The sequence below is a fragment of the Rhodococcus sp. MPR-R1B genome (genome assembly GCF_058793255.1).
In genome coordinates, this window is sequence record NZ_JBXAFO010000013.1 from 73,454 (window position 1) to 90,637 (window position 17,184).

A 17,184-nucleotide genomic window follows, 5' to 3' on the forward strand; every position below is an offset into this window, starting at 1 on the left:
GGCGTGTGGGCCATCTCAGAGGTTCCTGCGGGTCTAGAACAGGCGGAATCCTCCACCGTTTGCGTTGATGTCAGCCAAACCGATGTTGATGTCCGCCGAGTTGTCGGGAGCGTGGAACGGCGGCGGGAGCGGCTCGAAGCAGTACGGCGGGTAGCCGTTGCTGATCAAGCCCACCAGGCGATCGCCGACGACGAGTGGTCCACCGGAGTCTCCGGGAATCGAGCACGTGTGCTCGACGATCTCACCGTAGACGGAGTCGTAGCCCCAGGTGATACCGCACGTGTTGCCGGTCGAACGGCCTTCCTTGCACACGATCGTGCCCGGTGCCGGCGGGGCGCCGATTCCGTTGATCGTCGTGCCGCCGACGGTACGCAGCGGAGCTACCTTGGCGTCGTCGAGATCGATCACGGCGATGTCCGAGACCGGGCTCGAGTAAGAGAACCGACCGATGGGTCCGGCCTCGGGCAGGTACTCGGCGAACACCCGGTCCCCGACAACTCCGCAGTGTCCGGCGGTGAGTGCCACGAGAGAACCGGCGTTGTCGTAGCCGACCGCGGTCAACGTGCATGCTGCAACTCGGTCAGGATCGGAGTGATCCACGTCCGGCAGCAGGATTCCTGAGCCCCCGCCCAGTGCCACCGATGAAGGTGCAGGCGCGGCGCCGGCGACGCCCGCTCCTGCAGCCACAGCCGCCAAACAGGCTGCCGCAGCGACGAAAAGCCTTGTGCGCATAGGTTCCCCCGATAATCGAGTGCGAAACGAGATTCGTTTTGTCCCATTTCCGAAACCTCAGTGAACGTCAGGGTGTGGACATTCGGCAAGTCCGACTCGCCGCATACTGGGACCGCGCGCTGGCAATACCCGCATTTATGAAACCGACGGTTACGTCTTTCCTGCAGTTCACCGTCCGTCGTTGAACGGTCAATAACGCCAGACTTCTCGCGGATGTTGCACTCGTCACGTCAGCCAGGCAAACGCAATCGAACCGCAGGCTGCCAGGCACATCGAGGGTCCGTGCGCAATGGGCGAATTGTGGGCTACCGGCCCTCGTCTTCGCAGTTCCAGCGCGGTGCCCAGCGTTGCGGTGAGCACCGAGGCAGACACCAACGACCACAGCCAGGCGTCCGCTCCCACCAATCCGGTCACGGCGCCCAGAGGAAGCGACAGCTTCACATCGCCGACGCCCATGGAACCAGGCGACATCACGTGCGCCAGGAGGTGGATTCCGGCGAGCAGTGCCGACCCCACCACCGCCACCCACACCGTTCCCGACACCGTCGCGTAGACCATCACGACGGCGTAGCCCGGCAGCGTGAAACTGTTGGGCAGCCGACGCACAGCCAGGTCGACAGTCGAGATCGCGACGCACCACCACACCACGGCGAGACCGGAAAGTAACTGCACCACCGAGGTATTCAGCGCACCGACGACAACCCAGCCTGTTGCGACGGCGCACTGCGGCACACAACAGAAAGTCACGACTGGTCGATAACCGTGTCGCCGCAACCAATTGTCGACGATCGCCCGAGCACCGAAACCAGCGATTACCCCAGCGCCTGCCAAGACCACCAACGTCCACATGGTTTCGAGCTTGGCGTCTGGCGTTCACCAGCGGCAGACTACGAATTGTCTTGTGGACTACCTCGACACTGTGAACAGAGCTAGGCGATAGCGGCTGCCATCGCCTCTCGCGGAGCGGGCTTGCCCGTGAACTGCTCTACCTGCCCGAAGGCCTGATTGAGCAACATCTCGAGGCCACCGATCACCGTGCCACCGGCCGCCTCGACAACCGAAGCAAGTGGCGTCGGCCAGGGGTTGTAGATCGCGTCGAGGACAAATCGCGCCTTCCCCAATTGCTGGGCAAAGGGCGCTGTCGCTTCCGCGGGAACGGTACTGACCAAGACCGAGGATTCGGCACAGATCCCGCCTAGCTGTGCGTCGTCGAAGGCGACCAGATCTATGTCCAACCCGACCGCACCACCGCATTCGATGGCACCGGATGCGCGCCCCGGATCACGCGCGACCACGGTGACTGTCCGAACTCCCATGTCGGCCAACGCGACCAATGCCGGCCGCGCGGTGCCGCCCGCGCCGACAACTACCGCCGAAGTGCCGCTGAGATCGCCGACACCGCCGGCGATCAACGCACCGCTGACTCCGTCGACGTCCGTGCAGTCGGCACGCCAACCGCCGTCGATGCGAACCAGGGTGTTGGCCGAGCCGATGGTCACCGCTCGCGGTGTGCGTTCGGTGGCATATTCGAGTGCTGCGATCTTGCCCGGCATCGTCACCGAGAGGCCGATCCATTCGGGGCCGAGTGAGTCGACGAGGGCAGGCAACTGATCGCCGGTGCATTCGATCCGCTCGTAGGTCCAATCGCTCAGCCCCAAAGCCGCGTACGCCGCAAGATGCAGCAACGGGGACTTCGAGTGAGCGATCGGGCTTCCGAGAACTGCCGCCTTACGGGGCGTCGCGAGCGAAGTCGCGGTACTACCGTCCACTGTCGAGAATCCCACTTTGCTGTGCCAGTTCGATGTTGGCCAAATGCTCCTCGTAGCTCTTGGTGAAGAGCGTCTGGCCTTCCTTGTTGATCGTGACGAAGTACAACCAGTCACCGGCCGCCGGCGATTCCACGGCCTTCAGCGCGTCGATGCTCGGCGAAGCGATGGGCGTTGCAGGCAGACCCGGCATTGCGTACGTGTTCCACGGCGTGACGCGCTCACGGTCGGCATCCGTGGTTGCGACCTCGGTGGTGTCGAGTGAGTAGTTGACCGTGGAGTCGAACTGCAGAGGCTGATCGACTGCGAGTCGGTTGACGATCACCCGCGCGACCTTGGCCATGTCAGCGGGCAACGCCTCACGCTCGACCAGCGACGCTGCCACCAACAACTGGTACGGAGACATTCCGACCCCGCTGCCGGCTGTCAGAATTCCCGTGGCCTCGTACTTGGCGGCGCTACCCTCGACCAACGACCGCAGGATCTCGGTCGGCGTCGCAGTGGGATCGAAATCCCAACTGCTGGCGGCGATCAGGCCTTCGAGCTGACGGTCCTTGTCCGGCACGCTCTTGACCGACGACATCGCCCATTCGGGCACGCCGAGCGAAGCCAGATCGGAAGATGCTCCCGCAGTGTTCAATTCGTCTGTCGAGACACATTTCTGAGCGGAAACCGGGCCGACACAACTCGCCTCGGAAATGAGGTTGTAGATGCCCTTCTTGAGCGAGCCGGTCTGCGCGTCCGAACTGTCGTGCAGCTGACGCCCTTCGGCGATGACAACACTGCCGACTCGGGAGTCCGGGGCAACCAAGGTGTCGAGTGCGCTCGCGGCGCTACTCTGCACCGGCACCTGGTAGAAGCCGGGTTGCACCTTCTGGATCTCAGACGGATTGGCGATCGCCGCGTTGTAGAAAGCAGCGGAACTCGCGACGACGTTCTTCGCCTCGAGCGTCGCACCGATCTCCGATGCGGTTTCTCCACTGTTGATCTGGATGACCACGGGTGCGCCGCCGGGGCCGGCAAAATCCTCCGCGGTCTTGTTGCGATCCATGTACCAGAGAGCGCCGTATGCACCAACACCGAGGACTGCGATCACCAACACCAGCAGGGCGAGAACGCCGACCTTCTTGCCACGCTTGGCGCGCTTGTTGCGCGCTTCGCGTTGCTTGCGTGCCTCGGCTCGCGACATGTGCGGCGGATCGATGTTCTGCGGCAGTGCACGCATGACCATGGTCTCGTCGTTGTCGAAGTCGAACGAACTGGTGGGCCGGCTTCCGCCGCCCTCATCCCACCGCGCGTTCACAGATCGCCCTCCAGTGCAGCGTCCTTCGACGACTCCCCTGGTTTCACAGCTCTACTCCGCTCGTCCAGCCAGCCTTGCAGGATTTCCACCGCCGCAGCCTGATCGATCATCGGTCGCTGGCCGCGTGCCTTGACTCCACTTTCGCGGAGATTGCGCGCAGCCGTGACGGTCGTCAGTCGTTCGTCGGACAGTCTCACCGGGATCGGTTCGACGGCCCGCTGCAGTCGTTTGGCGAATGCAGTCGCGATACCGGCGGCTTTACCTTGCTCACCGCGCAGCGTCTGTGGCAGTCCGACGATAACCTCAACCGCCTCGTATTCGGACACGATGGCGATAATGCGCCGGATATCCGGCGCGTCGGGCCCACGCTCCTTCGAGCGTGGAACCGTTTCCACCGGTGTCGCGAGGATGCCGTCGGGGTCGCTGGACGCGACGCCGATGCGAACACTGCCCACGTCGATGGCGATGCGCCGCCCGCGACCAGGGTCGTCGATGCCGGGGCGATCGGGACCCTGCTGCGTAGCCACCACCGTCAGCTGCCGCCCGCCAGCTCTCCGACTCTGTCCCGGATCGCATCGAGCGCCGCCGGGATTCCTGCGGAGTCCGAACCCGAACCCTGGGCCATGTCGGGCTTTCCGCCGCCGCGGCCACCGATCTTGGGACCGAACGACGCGACCAGCTCACCGGCCTTCACACCGAGACCTTGAGCTGCCTTGCTCGAGGCGACCACGAACGGAACCTTGCCCTCGACATCACCGAGCAGAGCTACGACGGCAGGTTCGGAGCCGAGGCGACCCTTGATGTCCGTGACGAGGCTGCGCAGGTCGTTTCCGCCGACTCCGGCGGGAGCAGGCTCGGCGATGACGAGGACACTGCCGATGCGCTCGGCCTTGGCGACGTACTCGCCTGCCGACGCCAGCACAGCCTTGGCCTTGGTCTGCTCGAGTTCCTTCTCAGCCACCTTGAGTCGCTCGACGAGCGCCTCGACGCGGGCGGGCACCTCTTCCGAAGGAACCTTCAGCGAGGAGGAGAGTCCGGCCAGGAGCGCGCGTTCCTTGGCGAGGTAGCGGTAGGAGTCCAAACCGACGTACGCCTCGACGCGTCGGATTCCGGAGCCAACCGACTGCTCACCGAGCAGCGTTACCTGACCGATCTGTGCGGAGCTTCCGACGTGAGTGCCACCGCACAGTTCCATCGAGAACGGGCCGCCGATTTCGACGACACGAACCTCGTCGCCGTAGTTCTCACCGAAGAGTGCCATCGCACCCATCGCCTTGGCCTTGTCGAGATCCGTGACAAATGTGTTGACCGCGTAGTTCGACGCCACGGCTTCGTTGGTGAGTGCCTCGATGTCCTGCTTCTGGGAGTCGGACAGCGCGCCCTGCCAGGAGAAGTCGAAGCGGAGGTAACCCGGCTTGTTGAGCGAGCCCGCCTGAACGGCGTTGGGGCCGAGCACCTGACGCAGCGCCGCGTGCACCATGTGGGTACCGGAGTGCCCCTGGGTTGCACCCTTGCGCCACTCGGCGTCGACGTGCGCGAGCACGACGTCGCCCTCGGTGATCTCACCCTTCTGCACCGTCACCTTGTGCGTCCAGACTTTCTTGGCGATCTTCTGCACATCGTTGACCTTGGCTTCGAGGCCCGGAGCGGTGAGCGAACCGATGTCGGCGATCTGTCCACCGGACTCTGCGTAAAGCGGGCTTCGGTCGAGGATGACCTCGACGTTCTGACCGGCCTTCGCGACCGGCACGCGGACACCGTCGACGATCAGTGCGAGGACGTGAGCCTCGGAGACGAGCTCGTCGAAACCGGTGAACTCGGTGGCACCTCGGTCGAGCAGTTCCTTGTAGACCGTGAGGTCGGCATGGGCGTGCTTGCGCGCTTGAGCGTCGTCCTTGGCGCGCTTGCGCTGCTCGGCCATGAGCGCGCGGAAGCCGTCCTCGTCCACGGTGAGACCGGCCTCGGACGCCATCTCGAGCGTGAGATCGATCGGGAAGCCGTAGGTGTCGTGCAGTGCAAATGCCTGATCGCCGGCGATGACCGACTTTCCGGACGACTTGACCGTCTCGGCAGCATTCTCGAACAGAGCAGAACCCGAAGCCAGCGTCTTGAGGAACGCGGTCTCCTCGCCGACGGCGACGTTCTCGATGCGCGTGAAGTCGGTTTCCAAAACCGGGTACGACGGCGCCATCGTGTCGCGGACGACGACCATGAACTCGCGCATGGTGGGCTGCTCGCTGCCGAGCAGTTTGGCCGAACGCACGATGCGACGCAGCAACCGGCGCAGGACGTAGCCGCGGCCGTAGTTGCCGGGGTTCACACCGTCGGCGATCAACATCGCTGCGGTGCGTGCGTGGTCGGCGATGACGCGGAAACGGACGTCTGAAGTGTGGTCGGTCCCGTAGACACTGCCGGTCAGTTCGGCGGCCTTGTCGATGACGGGGCGGAGAAGATCTGTCTCGTAGACGTTTTCGACGCCCTGCAGGAGGAACGCAACGCGCTCGACGCCCATGCCGGTGTCGATGTTCTTCTTCGGCAACGGTCCGAGGATCGGGTAGTCGCCCTTGTTGGTGCCCTCGCCGCGCTCGTTCTGCATGAACACGAGGTTCCAGATCTCGATGTAGCGATCCTCGTCGGCTTCGGGGCCACCCTCGACGCCGTATTCGGCGCCGCGGTCGTAGAAGATCTCCGAGCAGGGGCCGCACGGCCCGGGAATGCCCATGGACCAGTAGTTGTCCTTCATGCCGCGGCGCTGGATGCGCTCTTCGGGCACTCCTACCTCGTCGCGCCAGATCGAGAACGCTTCGTCGTCGTCGAGGTAGACGGTGGCCCACAGGCGCGTGGGATCGATGCCGTATCCGCCGTCCTCGACCGAACCTGTCAGCAACTGCCAGGCGTGGGAGATGGCTTCCTTCTTGAAGTAGTCACCGAAGGAGAAGTTGCCCGCCATCTGGAAGAAGGTGTTGTGGCGGGTGGTGATGCCGACCTCTTCGATGTCCAGGGTGCGGACGCACTTCTGCACGGACGTCGCCCGTGAGTAGGACGGCGTCTGCTGCCCGAGGAAGAACGGCACGAACGGAACCATGCCCGCGTTGACGAACAGAAGGTTCGGGTCGTCGAGAATCAGCGAGGCGCTGGGCACCTCGGTGTGGCCGGCCTTGACGAAGTGGTCGAGGAATCGCCTGCGGATCTCGTGGGTTTGCACTAACCGGTCCTTACCTTCAAGAGCGTCGAGCTATGGGTGTCCAGACTAACGCGTCGGCCGGTGGAACCTGGCAGGCGTCAGCCACGAACTATTCGGCGAAGTTTGCTCACCCGATCGGCGATCTCCCGCTCGTTGCCGTGCGCGGTGGGCTGGTAATAGTCGACACCCACCAGATCGTCCGGTGGATACTGTTGCCGCAGAACACCATCACGTGTGTCGTGCGGGTACTTGTATCCGACTGCGTTGCCCAATTGCTCGGCGCCCTTGTAGTGCCCGTCACGCAGGTGCGGCGGTACCAGTCCGGATTTTCCGGCGGCCACGTCGGCCATGGCCGCGCCGAGTGCGGCGATGACCGCACCCGATTTGGGAGCCGTCGCCAGATGAATGGTGGCCTGTGCCAGCGCCAGACGAGCCTCCGGCATACCGATCAGCTGCACTGCCTGCGCCGCGGCGGTGGCAGTCTGCAGCGCCATCGGATCAGCCATGCCGATGTCTTCGCTGGCGTGAACCACCAGACGCCGTGCGATGAAGCGAGGGTCTTCGCCCGCGGTCAGCATCCGTGCGAGGTAGTGCAGGGCGGCGTCGACGTCTGATCCACGAATGCTCTTGATGAATGCACTGATGACGTCGTAGTGCTGATCTCCGGCACGGTCGTACCGAACCGCGGCCTTGTCGACACTGGCCTCGACGGTCGCGAGGTCGAGCACCACCGGGCCCGAAGCGTCACCGGCCGTGTCCAGTGCAGCTCCGGCGGCAGCCTCGAGTGCCGTCAGGGCTCGGCGGGCGTCGCCGGCCGCCAGACGAACGAGGTGTTCCATCGCGTCGTCGTCGATCGTGATCGCTCCGCCGAACCCGCGTTCGTCGGCGACAGCGCGCTCGAGCAGTTCCTGGACATCCGCAGCGGTGAGCGATTGCAGTTGCAGGACCAACGAGCGCGACAACAGAGCGGAGACGACCGAGAACGACGGGTTCTCGGTGGTCGCGCCGACCAAGAGCACGATGCGGTTCTCGACCGCGGCGAGCAAGGCGTCCTGCTGGGTCTTGGAGAAGCGATGAACTTCGTCGATGAACAAGACGGTTTGTTCGCCGTTCAGCAGGCGGCGGCGCGCGAGTTCGATGACACCGCGGACTTCTTTGACTCCGGCGGACAGAGCCGACAGAGCCTCGAACCGGCGGCCGGTAGCACCCGAGATCAACGATGCGAGCGTGGTCTTGCCGGTGCCGGGAGGTCCGTACAGAAGTACCGATGCGGCGCCGGACCCCTCGACCATTCTGCGCAGCGGAGCACCAGGGCCGAGCAGGTGCTGTTGACCGACAACTTCACCGAGAGTGAGGGGACGCATGCGGACGGCCAGAGGAGCACCAGGCGGCACCGAGGACAATGCGCGCTCGGCGACAGACACGACATCGGGTTCGTCGACGATCGCGGATTCCTCCGGAGTTGCCTCGAACAGGCCGTCTTCCGCCACCACGCCGTCTTCCGCCACCACGCCGTCTTTCGCCCCCACACTGTCTTCCGCTTGCCAATCGCTCACGAATCGACGCTACTAGAGACCACCGACGCTTGACACAACCCGCAGTTCCGCCAGCCCTCACGTCCTCGGCAAAGGCGCTGTAATAGCGTTGTCGCCATGAGCACCTCCGAGATCGCCACCGTCCTCGCGTGGCACGATGCACTCAACTCCCAAGACATCGACACGCTTCTGCAGTTGTCGAGTGACGACATCGAGGTAGGCGGCCCCAAGGGCGCGAGCCAGGGACTCGCTGCCCTGTGCGAGTGGGCCACCAACGCCGGCATCACGCTCGTCCCCGGGAAGATGTACGTCCACCACGGCGTGGTCGTCGTCGAACAGACCGCAACGTGGGCGGCCGAACCGGACAAGTCCGCGACCCTGGCCTCGGCTTTCCGAGTCGTGGCCGACCAGGTGACGTCGACGTTCCGCCATCCTGATCTGGCGACGGCGCTCGCGGCGACGGACCTGTCCGAGAACGATCTGGTCTCCGACAACTGAGCGGACTCGACCGAAAAAGGGCGCTCGTGCTGCATGCACGGGCGCCCTTCTGCGTGTGATCAGTCAGAAACTCAACTGAACTCGGTGCGCAGCGCCGCCACGACGTCGCGGGCGTGTGCCTCGACGGCGTCGTTGCCGGCGAGCTTCGCCGAACGCGCGAGCCTTGCCCAGCGGCCCACCAGTGCGTCGGCGCGTGGAATCGAGAGATAGTGCTCACGGACAGCGGCGATACGTGAATGATCCTCGGGCAGGTACAGATAGGTGCTGAGCCAGACCCAGATGAGTTGGGCCTCGACGATCCTGCGCCCCAATTCGGCCTCGTCGGCCAGGGCCGGCCACATCCCGACGACCTCGGCCCGCCAGGCATCGACCATCGCCGACGCCCGCTCTTCGGTCAGGTCGATGTTGCACAGGCAACCGGGGAACGACACCAACGCGTAGGTGATGTCGAGGAGGGCGTCGCGGTAGCCACCCCACTCGTAGTCGAGGAACTGCACGCCGTCGTCGTTGACGATGATGTTGTCTGGGCACAGGTCCGACGGACTGAAGGCGCGGAATCGACCGCCACTGAACAGTGTCTGCGCGTGCCGAACCTGCTCGAGAATGTCCGAACTCACATCGATGCCGAGACTTTCCACCAACATCGCGGGAACACCGGCCACTGCGCGTCCCACCTGATCCGCCACTTCATCGGAGCAATGGGCGACCTCGGCGCGACGCAGCAGTGCAGTGAAGTCGTCCTCACGGCCGACGGTCGCGGCGTGCATGCGCCCCATGGCCTGCGCCATGGCCATCAGCGTGTGAGTGACGGTGTCCGGGTCGGAGTCTTCGAGTCGGACGCTGATTGCGGTGGCGTCGCCGAGATCACTCAGGATCAAGAGGCGAGCATCGAGGTCGGACGCCAACAGTTCGGCGCCGGGGCGTGCGTCCTTGGCAAGCGCGTTGGCGAACTGATACGACACCGCTTCACGAAGGAAAGCCGTCTCGACGTCGAAGTCACCTTCAGACGCGGCGGGGAGCGCAATCGCGGTTTTGGTAGCTCCCTGGAAGTTGTCGCGGACCTGCTTGATCACCAGCGTTCGAGGCAGGGAGAACGGGTTCTCGGCGACACGTACGCGCAGCACGACGGTGCGGCCACTCCCCCCGAGATCGACTGGATCCACCAGGGTTACGGGTGCCCCTGTGCGGCGTGTCAGCAACTGCTCAGCAGCTGCGACGACTTCGGAAACGGGGTCTGCCAGTAATGCGGTCATCACCGACCAACTTACCCGTTAGTGACTCCGATCATGCCCAGCTCATCCACTCACAGCGGAGAATTCAAGCTCTCACCGCGATAGAAATTGCCGCCTACCTGCGGTGATGACGAAAGTCCCTAATCGCCACACCGGCACACAGTTCTCGCGAGAATTCTGCTGTCGGTGAGCAGAACTCCGAACCGGCGATGTCATGGAGTTTTGTCCTCGTCGACAAATCGAGAAATGCCTTTCAACGCTGCTTCGAATTCCTCGTCGGCCCGGGTCCTGACCCAGAGAACGAGCACGCAGGCAGTGACGATCCCGAGCAGGTTGACAGCCAGTTGCAGCGACGACAACCCGGCGATCCGCCATTCTCCGTTTGCTGCCGCAACCACCGCGAAACCGGCGGCAGGAACCGTGGTGACGGAGATGAACACTCCGACCAAGGCAGCGGACTTCGACGAGACGAGTGCCAGCATTCCAGCCGCACCGGCAAGAAGCGCGACCACAAACGAGATGGGCCCGACCTTGTAGACGAAATCGACCTCGTGGAGCGATTCGAGACTCACGACGTCCATCCACCCGAAGAACTTCACCACGAACGTTGCGGCGAGAGTCACGCCCATCGCGATGGGGAATCCGACGGCGAGCGCGAGAATCGAACGTCGACGCAACCGTCGATCCCGCCGTACGAGTGCCACAGCCAGCGCGGCCAGCGGCCCGAACTCCGGGCCGACGACCATGGCGCCCACGATCGTGATCTGAGAGTCGGTGACAACGCCGATTGCCGCGAGCAGACATGCGATCGTCAGGAACGCGACGAACAATCCGTTGAGAGTTGATTCTTCCCGAGTGCGGGACAGCAATTCCTCCCACACGACGGAATCCGCGGGATCACCCGGCACGTCGCGCTCAGCTTTGCGCGCCGCCGCCGACAACACCGTCTCGACTGGTACGAGCGTCATTCCGCCGTCCTCGGCGACGCCGAGAGCGGTCAGAGCATCGACGACGTCGTTGGCCGCCTCACGGGCGACGTCGGCCTCCACCATGTCGCCGGCGGGATGAACCGCGACATCACGTAATACGACGATGTGTGTCGCGCCCCGCTGCGACGCGAGCGCACCGAGAACTTGCTCGGTGCGCTCGGTCGGGCAGATCACCCGCAAATGCAGCATGGCGATCCGGTGTCGGCTCTACTTGGCTTCGACGGTGTCGCCTTCGGACTTCTTGTCCTCTGACTTCTTCTCGGGCTTCGCATCAATACCCGATTCCTTGCGCTGCTGCGCAGAAATCGGTGCCGGAGCATCCGTCAGCGGGTCGACGCCGCCACCGGACTTCGGGAACGCGATGACCTCACGGATGGAATCCATGCCGGCGAGGAGAGCTGTGATGCGGTCCCAGCCGAAAGCAATTCCGCCGTGCGGAGGCGCGCCGAAGGCGAAGGCGTCGAGAAGGAAGCCGAACTGCTCCTGCGCCTCTTCCTCGGAGATACCCATCACCTTGAACACTCGTTCCTGAATGTCCTTGCGGTGGATACGAATACTGCCGCCGCCGATCTCGTTGCCGTTGCAGACGATGTCGTAGGCGTAGGCGAGAGCGGAATCCGGATCGGTGTCGAACGTGTCGAAGAACTCCGGCTTCGGCGACGTGAACGCATGGTGCACGGCGGTCCAGGCGGAGTGGCCGAGAGCAACGTCACCGGATGCAGTGGCGTCGGCGGTCGGCTCGAACATCGGAGCGTCGACGATCCACACGAAGGCCCACGCGTCGGGATCGATGAGATCCTTCTTGCGGGCGATCTCACCACGGGCAGCGCCGAGGAGAGCGCGCGTCGACTTGGTCGCGCCCGCTCCGAAGAAGATGCAGTCACCCGGCTGGGCTCCGACGTGAGCGGCCAGGCCCTCGCGCTCGGCGTCGGTCAGGTTCTTGGCAACGGGACCACCGAGAGTGCCGTCTTCACCGACCAACACGTACGCCAGGCCCTTGGAGCCGCGCTGCTTCGCCCACTCCTGCCAGGCATCGAGCTGCTTGCGCGGCTGGCTTGCACCACCGGGCATCACGACGGCGCCAACGTATTCGGCTTGGAAGACGCGGAAGGTCGTGTCCTTGAAGAACTCCGCGCACTCGACGAGTTCGATACCGAAACGCAGGTCCGGCTTGTCGCTGCCGTAACGACGCATTGCCTCGTTGTAGGTCATGCGATCGATCGGCGTCTTGATCTCGTGGCCGACGAGCTTCCAGAGCGCCGTCAGGATTTCCTCGGCAAGCAGGATGATGTCGTCCTGGTTGACGAAAGCCATCTCGATGTCGAGCTGAGTGAACTCGGGCTGACGATCGGCGCGGAAATCCTCGTCGCGGTAGCAACGCGCGATCTGGTAGTAGCGCTCGATGCCGCCGACCATGAGTAGCTGCTTGAACAGCTGCGGGCTCTGCGGCAGTGCGTAGAAGCTACCGGGCTGCAGGCGTGACGGTACGAGGAAGTCACGGGCACCCTCTGGCGTCGAACGCGTAAGCGTCGGAGTCTCGACCTCGACGAACTCGTGGTGCGCGAGAACGCCGCGCGCTGCGGCACTTACCTTGGAACGCAAGCGAATTGCGGATCCGGGCCCTTCACGACGCAAGTCGAGGTATCGGTACTTGAGGCGTGCTTCTTCGCCGACCTGATCGTCGAGCTGGAACGGCAGCGGTGCGCTTTCGTTGAGAACCTCGAGTTCGGTGGCGTTGACCTCGATTGCTCCGGTGGGGATCTCGAAGTTCTGGTTGCCCTCGGGGCGAACCTCGACCGTTCCGGTTACGCGAACGCAGTATTCCGCGCGCAGACGGTGCGCCTGCTCGGCCACGTCACCTGCCCGGAAAACTACCTGCGCAACTCCGGATGCATCACGGAGATCGATGAAGATCACTCCGCCGTGATCACGACGCCTGGCTACCCAACCGGTGAGCGTTACGGTCTGCTCTGCCTGCTCGGGTCGCAATGAACCGGCGAGATGTGTGCGCAGCACGGGATTCCTTTCGAACTACTTCCAATAACCGATGACCGACTACTTTGCCTGCGATCCTACGGAGCGAACTGCGCAGAGCGGAAACGCGGACCCGCATCGCATGCGAAGCTATCTCCAGAAGTGACGGCAAGCACTTGTTCACGACAGCAGAAAGCGGACATAGATGACCTTCAACGAGGGGGCCCGCGGCGAAGCGGGACGCGTTCAGGTTCAAGGCGGCGGGGGCGGCGGTGGCCGCGGCGGCAAGATCGCGATCGGCGGTGGCGCGGGCGGCATCATCGTTCTGATCCTGGCGCTGTTGTTCGGCGGTGACCCCGGCTCACTACTGGGCACGTCCACCGAAACTTCGAGTTCGTCGACCGGACTGTCGTCGGTCGACGAGTGCACCGGCGCTCAGGCAAACGCCGATGTGAACTGCCGCGTCACACTGACCGTCGGAAGCCTCGACGACGTTTGGGAACAGCAGTTGGTCAAGCAGACCGGCACGGCGTACGTGCGACCCGAAGTCATTCTGTTCAGTGGTTCGGTCAACACCGGTTGCGGCCAGGCGTCAAGTGATGTCGGTCCGTTCTACTGCCCGGCGGACCAAACGGCGTACTTCGATACGAGCTTCTTCCAATTGCTCGTCGACCGTTTCGGTTCCAGTGCCGGACCGCTCGCACAGGAGTACGTGGTCGCTCACGAGTTCGGACATCACATCCAGAATCAGCTCGGCGACATCGGCCGCGCGCAGGCCGACCCGCAGGGTGAGCAGTCGGGTGCGGTTCGCACCGAACTCCAGGCCGATTGCTACGCAGGCGTCTGGGCGCATTTTGCCGACACGATTCCCGATCAGGCGACCGGTCAACCGTTCCTGAAGCCCTTGTCAAAAGACGACATTCGCGACGCGTTGTCCGCCGCCTCGTCGGTGGGCGACGACCGTATCCAGAAGTCCACGACCGGTCGGGTCAACCCTGAAGGCTGGACACACGGTTCGTCGGCACAGCGTCAGGCGTGGTTCATGACCGGATACCAGACCGGCCAGATCTCGTCGTGTGACACGTACTCGGCGCGGGATCTGAACAATCCGCCCGATCTGAAGCGGTAGAGAACCTCCGAAATACCATCCCGCCGACAATTTTTTCTGTCTTGACAGATTTGGTTGTCGGTGGGATGGTTTTCTCATGTTGGAAGTAGCAGTCATCGATCGTCCCGCAGCTGCCGAGGCCTCGCTCGATCCGATCCGCCAACGGATTCTGGCTGAACTGGCAGTCCCGGCATCAGCATCCTCGCTGGCACCCCGAGTGGGCTTGACGCGCCAGAAGATCAATTACCACTTGCGCACTCTCGAGGAACACGGACTCGTCGAACTCGTCGAGGAGCGCAAGCGGGGAAACATGACGGAGCGGATCATGCAGGCCAGCGCCGCGTCGTACGTCATCTCCCCCGCTGCAATGTCGGCACTCGCGCCGGACCCGAGCCGGTTCCCGGATCAGCTCTCGGCGCGCTGGCTCGTCACTCTCGCGGCGCGGATCGTCCGAGAGGTCGGCGAACTGATCGCCGGCGCAACTGCGGCCGGAAAACCGTTGGCGTCCTTTGCCATCGACAGCGACATCATCTTTGCCACGGCGGCCGACCGCGCCGCCTTCGCCGGCGAACTCGGGGAGTCGATCAACTCACTTGTGGCCAAATACCACGACGGCAATTCCGAAGCCGGGCGCAAACACCGCTTGGTTGTCGCCCTGCATCCCAGTCTCACCACACCCCACGTCACCACACCCGAAACGGAGCACTAGCGATGTCCGAGAAATTCGAAATCCGCCGCGAGGTGGTCGTCCCCGGAACTCCCGAGCAGATCTGGGCCGCGATCTCGGCAGAGACGGCCAGCTGGATGTTCCCGTCTCCGCTCGAAATCCCTGCGGACGGCAGTAGTCCGGACAGCCCGATCATCGCGACGTGGGAGCCGCCCCGCGAGCTAGCCATCCACATGCAAGGCCCCGACGGCTGGTTCAACAACCTCGAGTATGTCGTCGAGGCCCGCGACGAGAGCACCGCCGTTGTCCGCTACATCCACGCCGGAGTGTTTGCCGAGGACTGGGACAACCAGTACGACGGCGCGAGTAAGCACACGGACTTCTACCTGCACAGTCTCGGCCAATACGTGCGGTACTTCGCCGGCAAACCCGTCACCTATGTCTCGGCCGAAGGCCCGGAATCCTCGTCCTCGCCGCAAGCGATGGGAACGCTTCGCAGCGCCCTCGGAATCACCTCGGGCACCGCTGTCGGTGACGCCACGTCGGTGGAAGTCCCCGGAATCGGAACCGTCGACGCGATTGTCGACTACATCAACGACTGGTTCATCGGCTTGCGTACCGAGGACGCATTGCTGCGGTTCTACGGACGAAACGCCTTCGGCGGCACCGTCGACGCGGCCCATCACCTCTTCGCAGAGGGCGCTGACGGTGGATCAGCAACGACAGCGTGGCAGGCCTGGCTCGACGGCGTGTTCGCCTGAGTCGTCACACTCCCCGCTCTGCTGACACGCGACCGTCGTCGATCGCGGTCAGCAAAGCGGCATGATCGCGTGCGTTGCGTTTGGCGTAGGCAGCCGCGAACTCCCCGATCGCGAAATCGAATTCGGTTCCGTCACCGAGATATTCGGCGATCGCAATCCGATCGGACGAGCGAGCATGCGCATAGGCCAGGACCCTCGCGCATAGTCGCCCGTAGAGTTCCATCCCTTCAGGTTTCATGGTTTCGATGACCGCTGATCCCTTGCCGTCCCGAAGTTGGCGGATGTAGAAGTCGTGCTCATCCTCGTCGAGTCCCGGTCCGCGCTCCCACCCCAGGAAGATGTCACTGGTGGCCTGCATCAGGCGCTGCCCGTTCACTACTCGTTCGCCCTCGTTGGAGAAGGTGGGGCCATCGACGTACGCCGAGAGAACGGACGGCTGCGCCTCCTTGACCTGCAGGATCAACGGATCGTCGTCGTCGACGCCTTTCATCAGGATCATCCACGCGCGCGTTCCGACGCTCCCGACACCGACAACTTTCCGCGCGATGTGCGTCATCTCGAAGCTTTCGAGCAACACCCGACGGTCCCACTGCAACGTGCTTCGATAGGAACGAACGCGCTGACGTAGCAACTCCTCGATCTGAGTGAGGTCGGTGCCCGCGAACAATTCCTCTGCCGGCACGATCAGCGGCGGGTCACTGATGAACCGCCTTCTCCCGTCGACGATTTCGGTGAATTTGCCGGCAGCCTGAGCGCTGTCTCGGCGACGAGCCTTGTCCAACGTCGCCTGGGTCCGCTCGAGCATTCGCTTCTTCAAATCGACGCGAAGTTCTTCCAGTCCGTCTTCGGGTGCGATGTGCGCGTACCAAACTGCGAGGTTCCCCAATCCTGCCTGAGCGATCAGGGTTTCGCGATACTCGGCCGCACACCCGCGAACGATCTTCTTACGCTCTTTGCCGGAGTATCCGTTGTCCTTCGCTGCGATCGCCAAACTGGCGGCCAGCCGTTTCACGTCCCATTCGAACGGCCCCGGGTACGTTTCGTCGAAGTCGTTGATGTCGAACGCGAGCTTTCGCTCGGGCGTCGCATAGATACCGAAGTTGCTCAGGTGTGCGTCGCCGCAGAGTTGGCTGTTCAGGCCGGAATCAGGGCTTCGGGACAAGTCGTCCGTCATCACCAGGGCAGCACCACGGAAGAACGAGAACCGGGATGCCGACATGCGCCCGTATCGGATGGGCACCAGGTCCTGTACCCGCGACTTCGCCTGCAATTCCAGCAGTGATATCGGATCGCGGTCACTCTCTGTCAGATCCGCGAGCGCGGCCAATGGCGTATCTCTACGCGCCTGGCGGCCGCGCGCCCGCCTCTCGTCGACAGTGGGATGCTCGGTACGCACTGCTGTCATCTGCCCGACCTTTCACTCGCAACGGCTATC

General features: G+C 63.7%; 15 protein-coding genes. 4 read left to right on the forward strand and 11 right to left on the reverse strand.

The genetic code is table 11. The features are described 5' to 3' along the window. Nucleotides 1-33: 33 nt before the first annotated feature. The 7 genes from AC1Q61_RS19025 to AC1Q61_RS19055 all read right to left on the reverse strand — a co-directional run bounded on the left by AC1Q61_RS19025 (nt 34) and on the right by AC1Q61_RS19055 (nt 8,430). Nucleotides 34-732 (reverse strand): S1 family peptidase, encoded by a 699-nt coding sequence (locus AC1Q61_RS19025; RefSeq protein ID WP_007728030.1) that lies wholly within the window; start codon nt 730-732, stop codon nt 34-36. A 225-nt stretch (nt 733-957) separates the two neighbouring features. Then, the gene (locus AC1Q61_RS19030) at nt 958-1,581 is read right to left on the reverse strand and encodes a prepilin peptidase (protein ID WP_007728032.1); all 624 of its coding nucleotides are present in this window, start codon (nt 1,579-1,581) and stop codon (nt 958-960) included. Between the two features lie 80 nt (nt 1,582-1,661). Continuing rightward, entirely contained in the window at nt 1,662-2,501 is an 840-nt protein-coding gene (locus AC1Q61_RS19035) for a shikimate dehydrogenase (RefSeq protein ID WP_492650792.1), read from the reverse strand. After that, nucleotides 2,491-3,801 carry an endolytic transglycosylase MltG gene (gene mltG, locus AC1Q61_RS19040; protein ID WP_042445689.1) on the reverse strand — a complete coding sequence of 437 codons (1,311 nt, stop codon included), beginning with the start codon at nt 3,799-3,801 and terminating at the stop codon, nt 2,491-2,493. The genes AC1Q61_RS19035 and mltG overlap by 11 nt, the downstream gene beginning before the upstream one ends. Beyond that, nucleotides 3,798-4,331: a Holliday junction resolvase RuvX gene (gene ruvX, locus AC1Q61_RS19045; protein ID WP_003944838.1), complete on the reverse strand. Its 534-nt coding sequence runs from the start codon at nt 4,329-4,331 to the stop codon at nt 3,798-3,800. Before ruvX ends, mltG begins: the two co-directional genes overlap by 4 nt. Nucleotides 4,332-4,333: 2 nt before the next feature. Beyond that, entirely contained in the window at nt 4,334-7,006 is a 2,673-nt protein-coding gene (gene alaS / locus AC1Q61_RS19050; protein ID WP_492650793.1) for an alanine--tRNA ligase, read from the reverse strand. Between the two features lie 77 nt (nt 7,007-7,083). Further along, entirely contained in the window at nt 7,084-8,430 is a 1,347-nt protein-coding gene (locus AC1Q61_RS19055; RefSeq protein ID WP_378397879.1) for a replication-associated recombination protein A, read from the reverse strand. 207 nt (nt 8,431-8,637) lie between these two features. On the opposite strand from AC1Q61_RS19055, the gene AC1Q61_RS19060 reads away from it, so the two are divergent. Continuing rightward, nucleotides 8,638-9,018, forward strand: a complete 381-nt coding sequence (locus AC1Q61_RS19060) for a nuclear transport factor 2 family protein (RefSeq protein ID WP_492650794.1) — start codon at nt 8,638-8,640, stop codon at nt 9,016-9,018. Between the two features lie 71 nt (nt 9,019-9,089). Here the strand turns inward: AC1Q61_RS19060 and AC1Q61_RS19065 are convergent, their stop codons facing one another. From AC1Q61_RS19065 to aspS, 3 genes are all read right to left on the reverse strand, one after another. Further along, nucleotides 9,090-10,271, reverse strand: a complete 1,182-nt coding sequence (locus AC1Q61_RS19065; RefSeq protein WP_021344212.1) for a protein kinase family protein — start codon at nt 10,269-10,271, stop codon at nt 9,090-9,092. Between the two features lie 191 nt (nt 10,272-10,462). Beyond that, a complete protein-coding gene (locus AC1Q61_RS19070; RefSeq protein WP_195791791.1) occupies nt 10,463-11,428 on the reverse strand; it encodes a DUF389 domain-containing protein in 966 nt (321 codons plus the stop codon). 18 nt (nt 11,429-11,446) lie between these two features. Continuing rightward, complete coding sequence (gene aspS / locus AC1Q61_RS19075; RefSeq protein WP_019748356.1) at nt 11,447-13,255, reverse strand: aspartate--tRNA ligase; 1,809 nt, start codon at nt 13,253-13,255, stop codon at nt 11,447-11,449. 163 nt (nt 13,256-13,418) lie between these two features. On the opposite strand from aspS, the gene ypfJ reads away from it, so the two are divergent. The 3 genes from ypfJ (at nt 13,419) to AC1Q61_RS19090 (ending at nt 15,749) form a co-directional block, all read left to right on the forward strand. Continuing rightward, nucleotides 13,419-14,342 carry a KPN_02809 family neutral zinc metallopeptidase gene (gene ypfJ / locus AC1Q61_RS19080; RefSeq protein ID WP_003945028.1) on the forward strand — a complete coding sequence of 308 codons (924 nt, stop codon included), beginning with the start codon at nt 13,419-13,421 and terminating at the stop codon, nt 14,340-14,342. Between the two features lie 76 nt (nt 14,343-14,418). After that, nucleotides 14,419-15,030, forward strand: coding sequence for an ArsR/SmtB family transcription factor (locus AC1Q61_RS19085; RefSeq protein ID WP_070386063.1), 612 nt, complete (start codon nt 14,419-14,421; stop codon nt 15,028-15,030). A 2-nt stretch (nt 15,031-15,032) separates the two neighbouring features. Continuing rightward, complete coding sequence (locus AC1Q61_RS19090; RefSeq protein WP_492650795.1) at nt 15,033-15,749, forward strand: SRPBCC family protein; 717 nt, start codon at nt 15,033-15,035, stop codon at nt 15,747-15,749. 4 nt (nt 15,750-15,753) lie between these two features. Here the strand turns inward: AC1Q61_RS19090 and AC1Q61_RS19095 are convergent, their stop codons facing one another. Continuing rightward, nucleotides 15,754-17,154, reverse strand: a complete 1,401-nt coding sequence (locus tag AC1Q61_RS19095; RefSeq protein WP_019748352.1) for a DUF2252 domain-containing protein — start codon at nt 17,152-17,154, stop codon at nt 15,754-15,756. Nucleotides 17,155-17,184 lie beyond the last annotated feature (30 nt).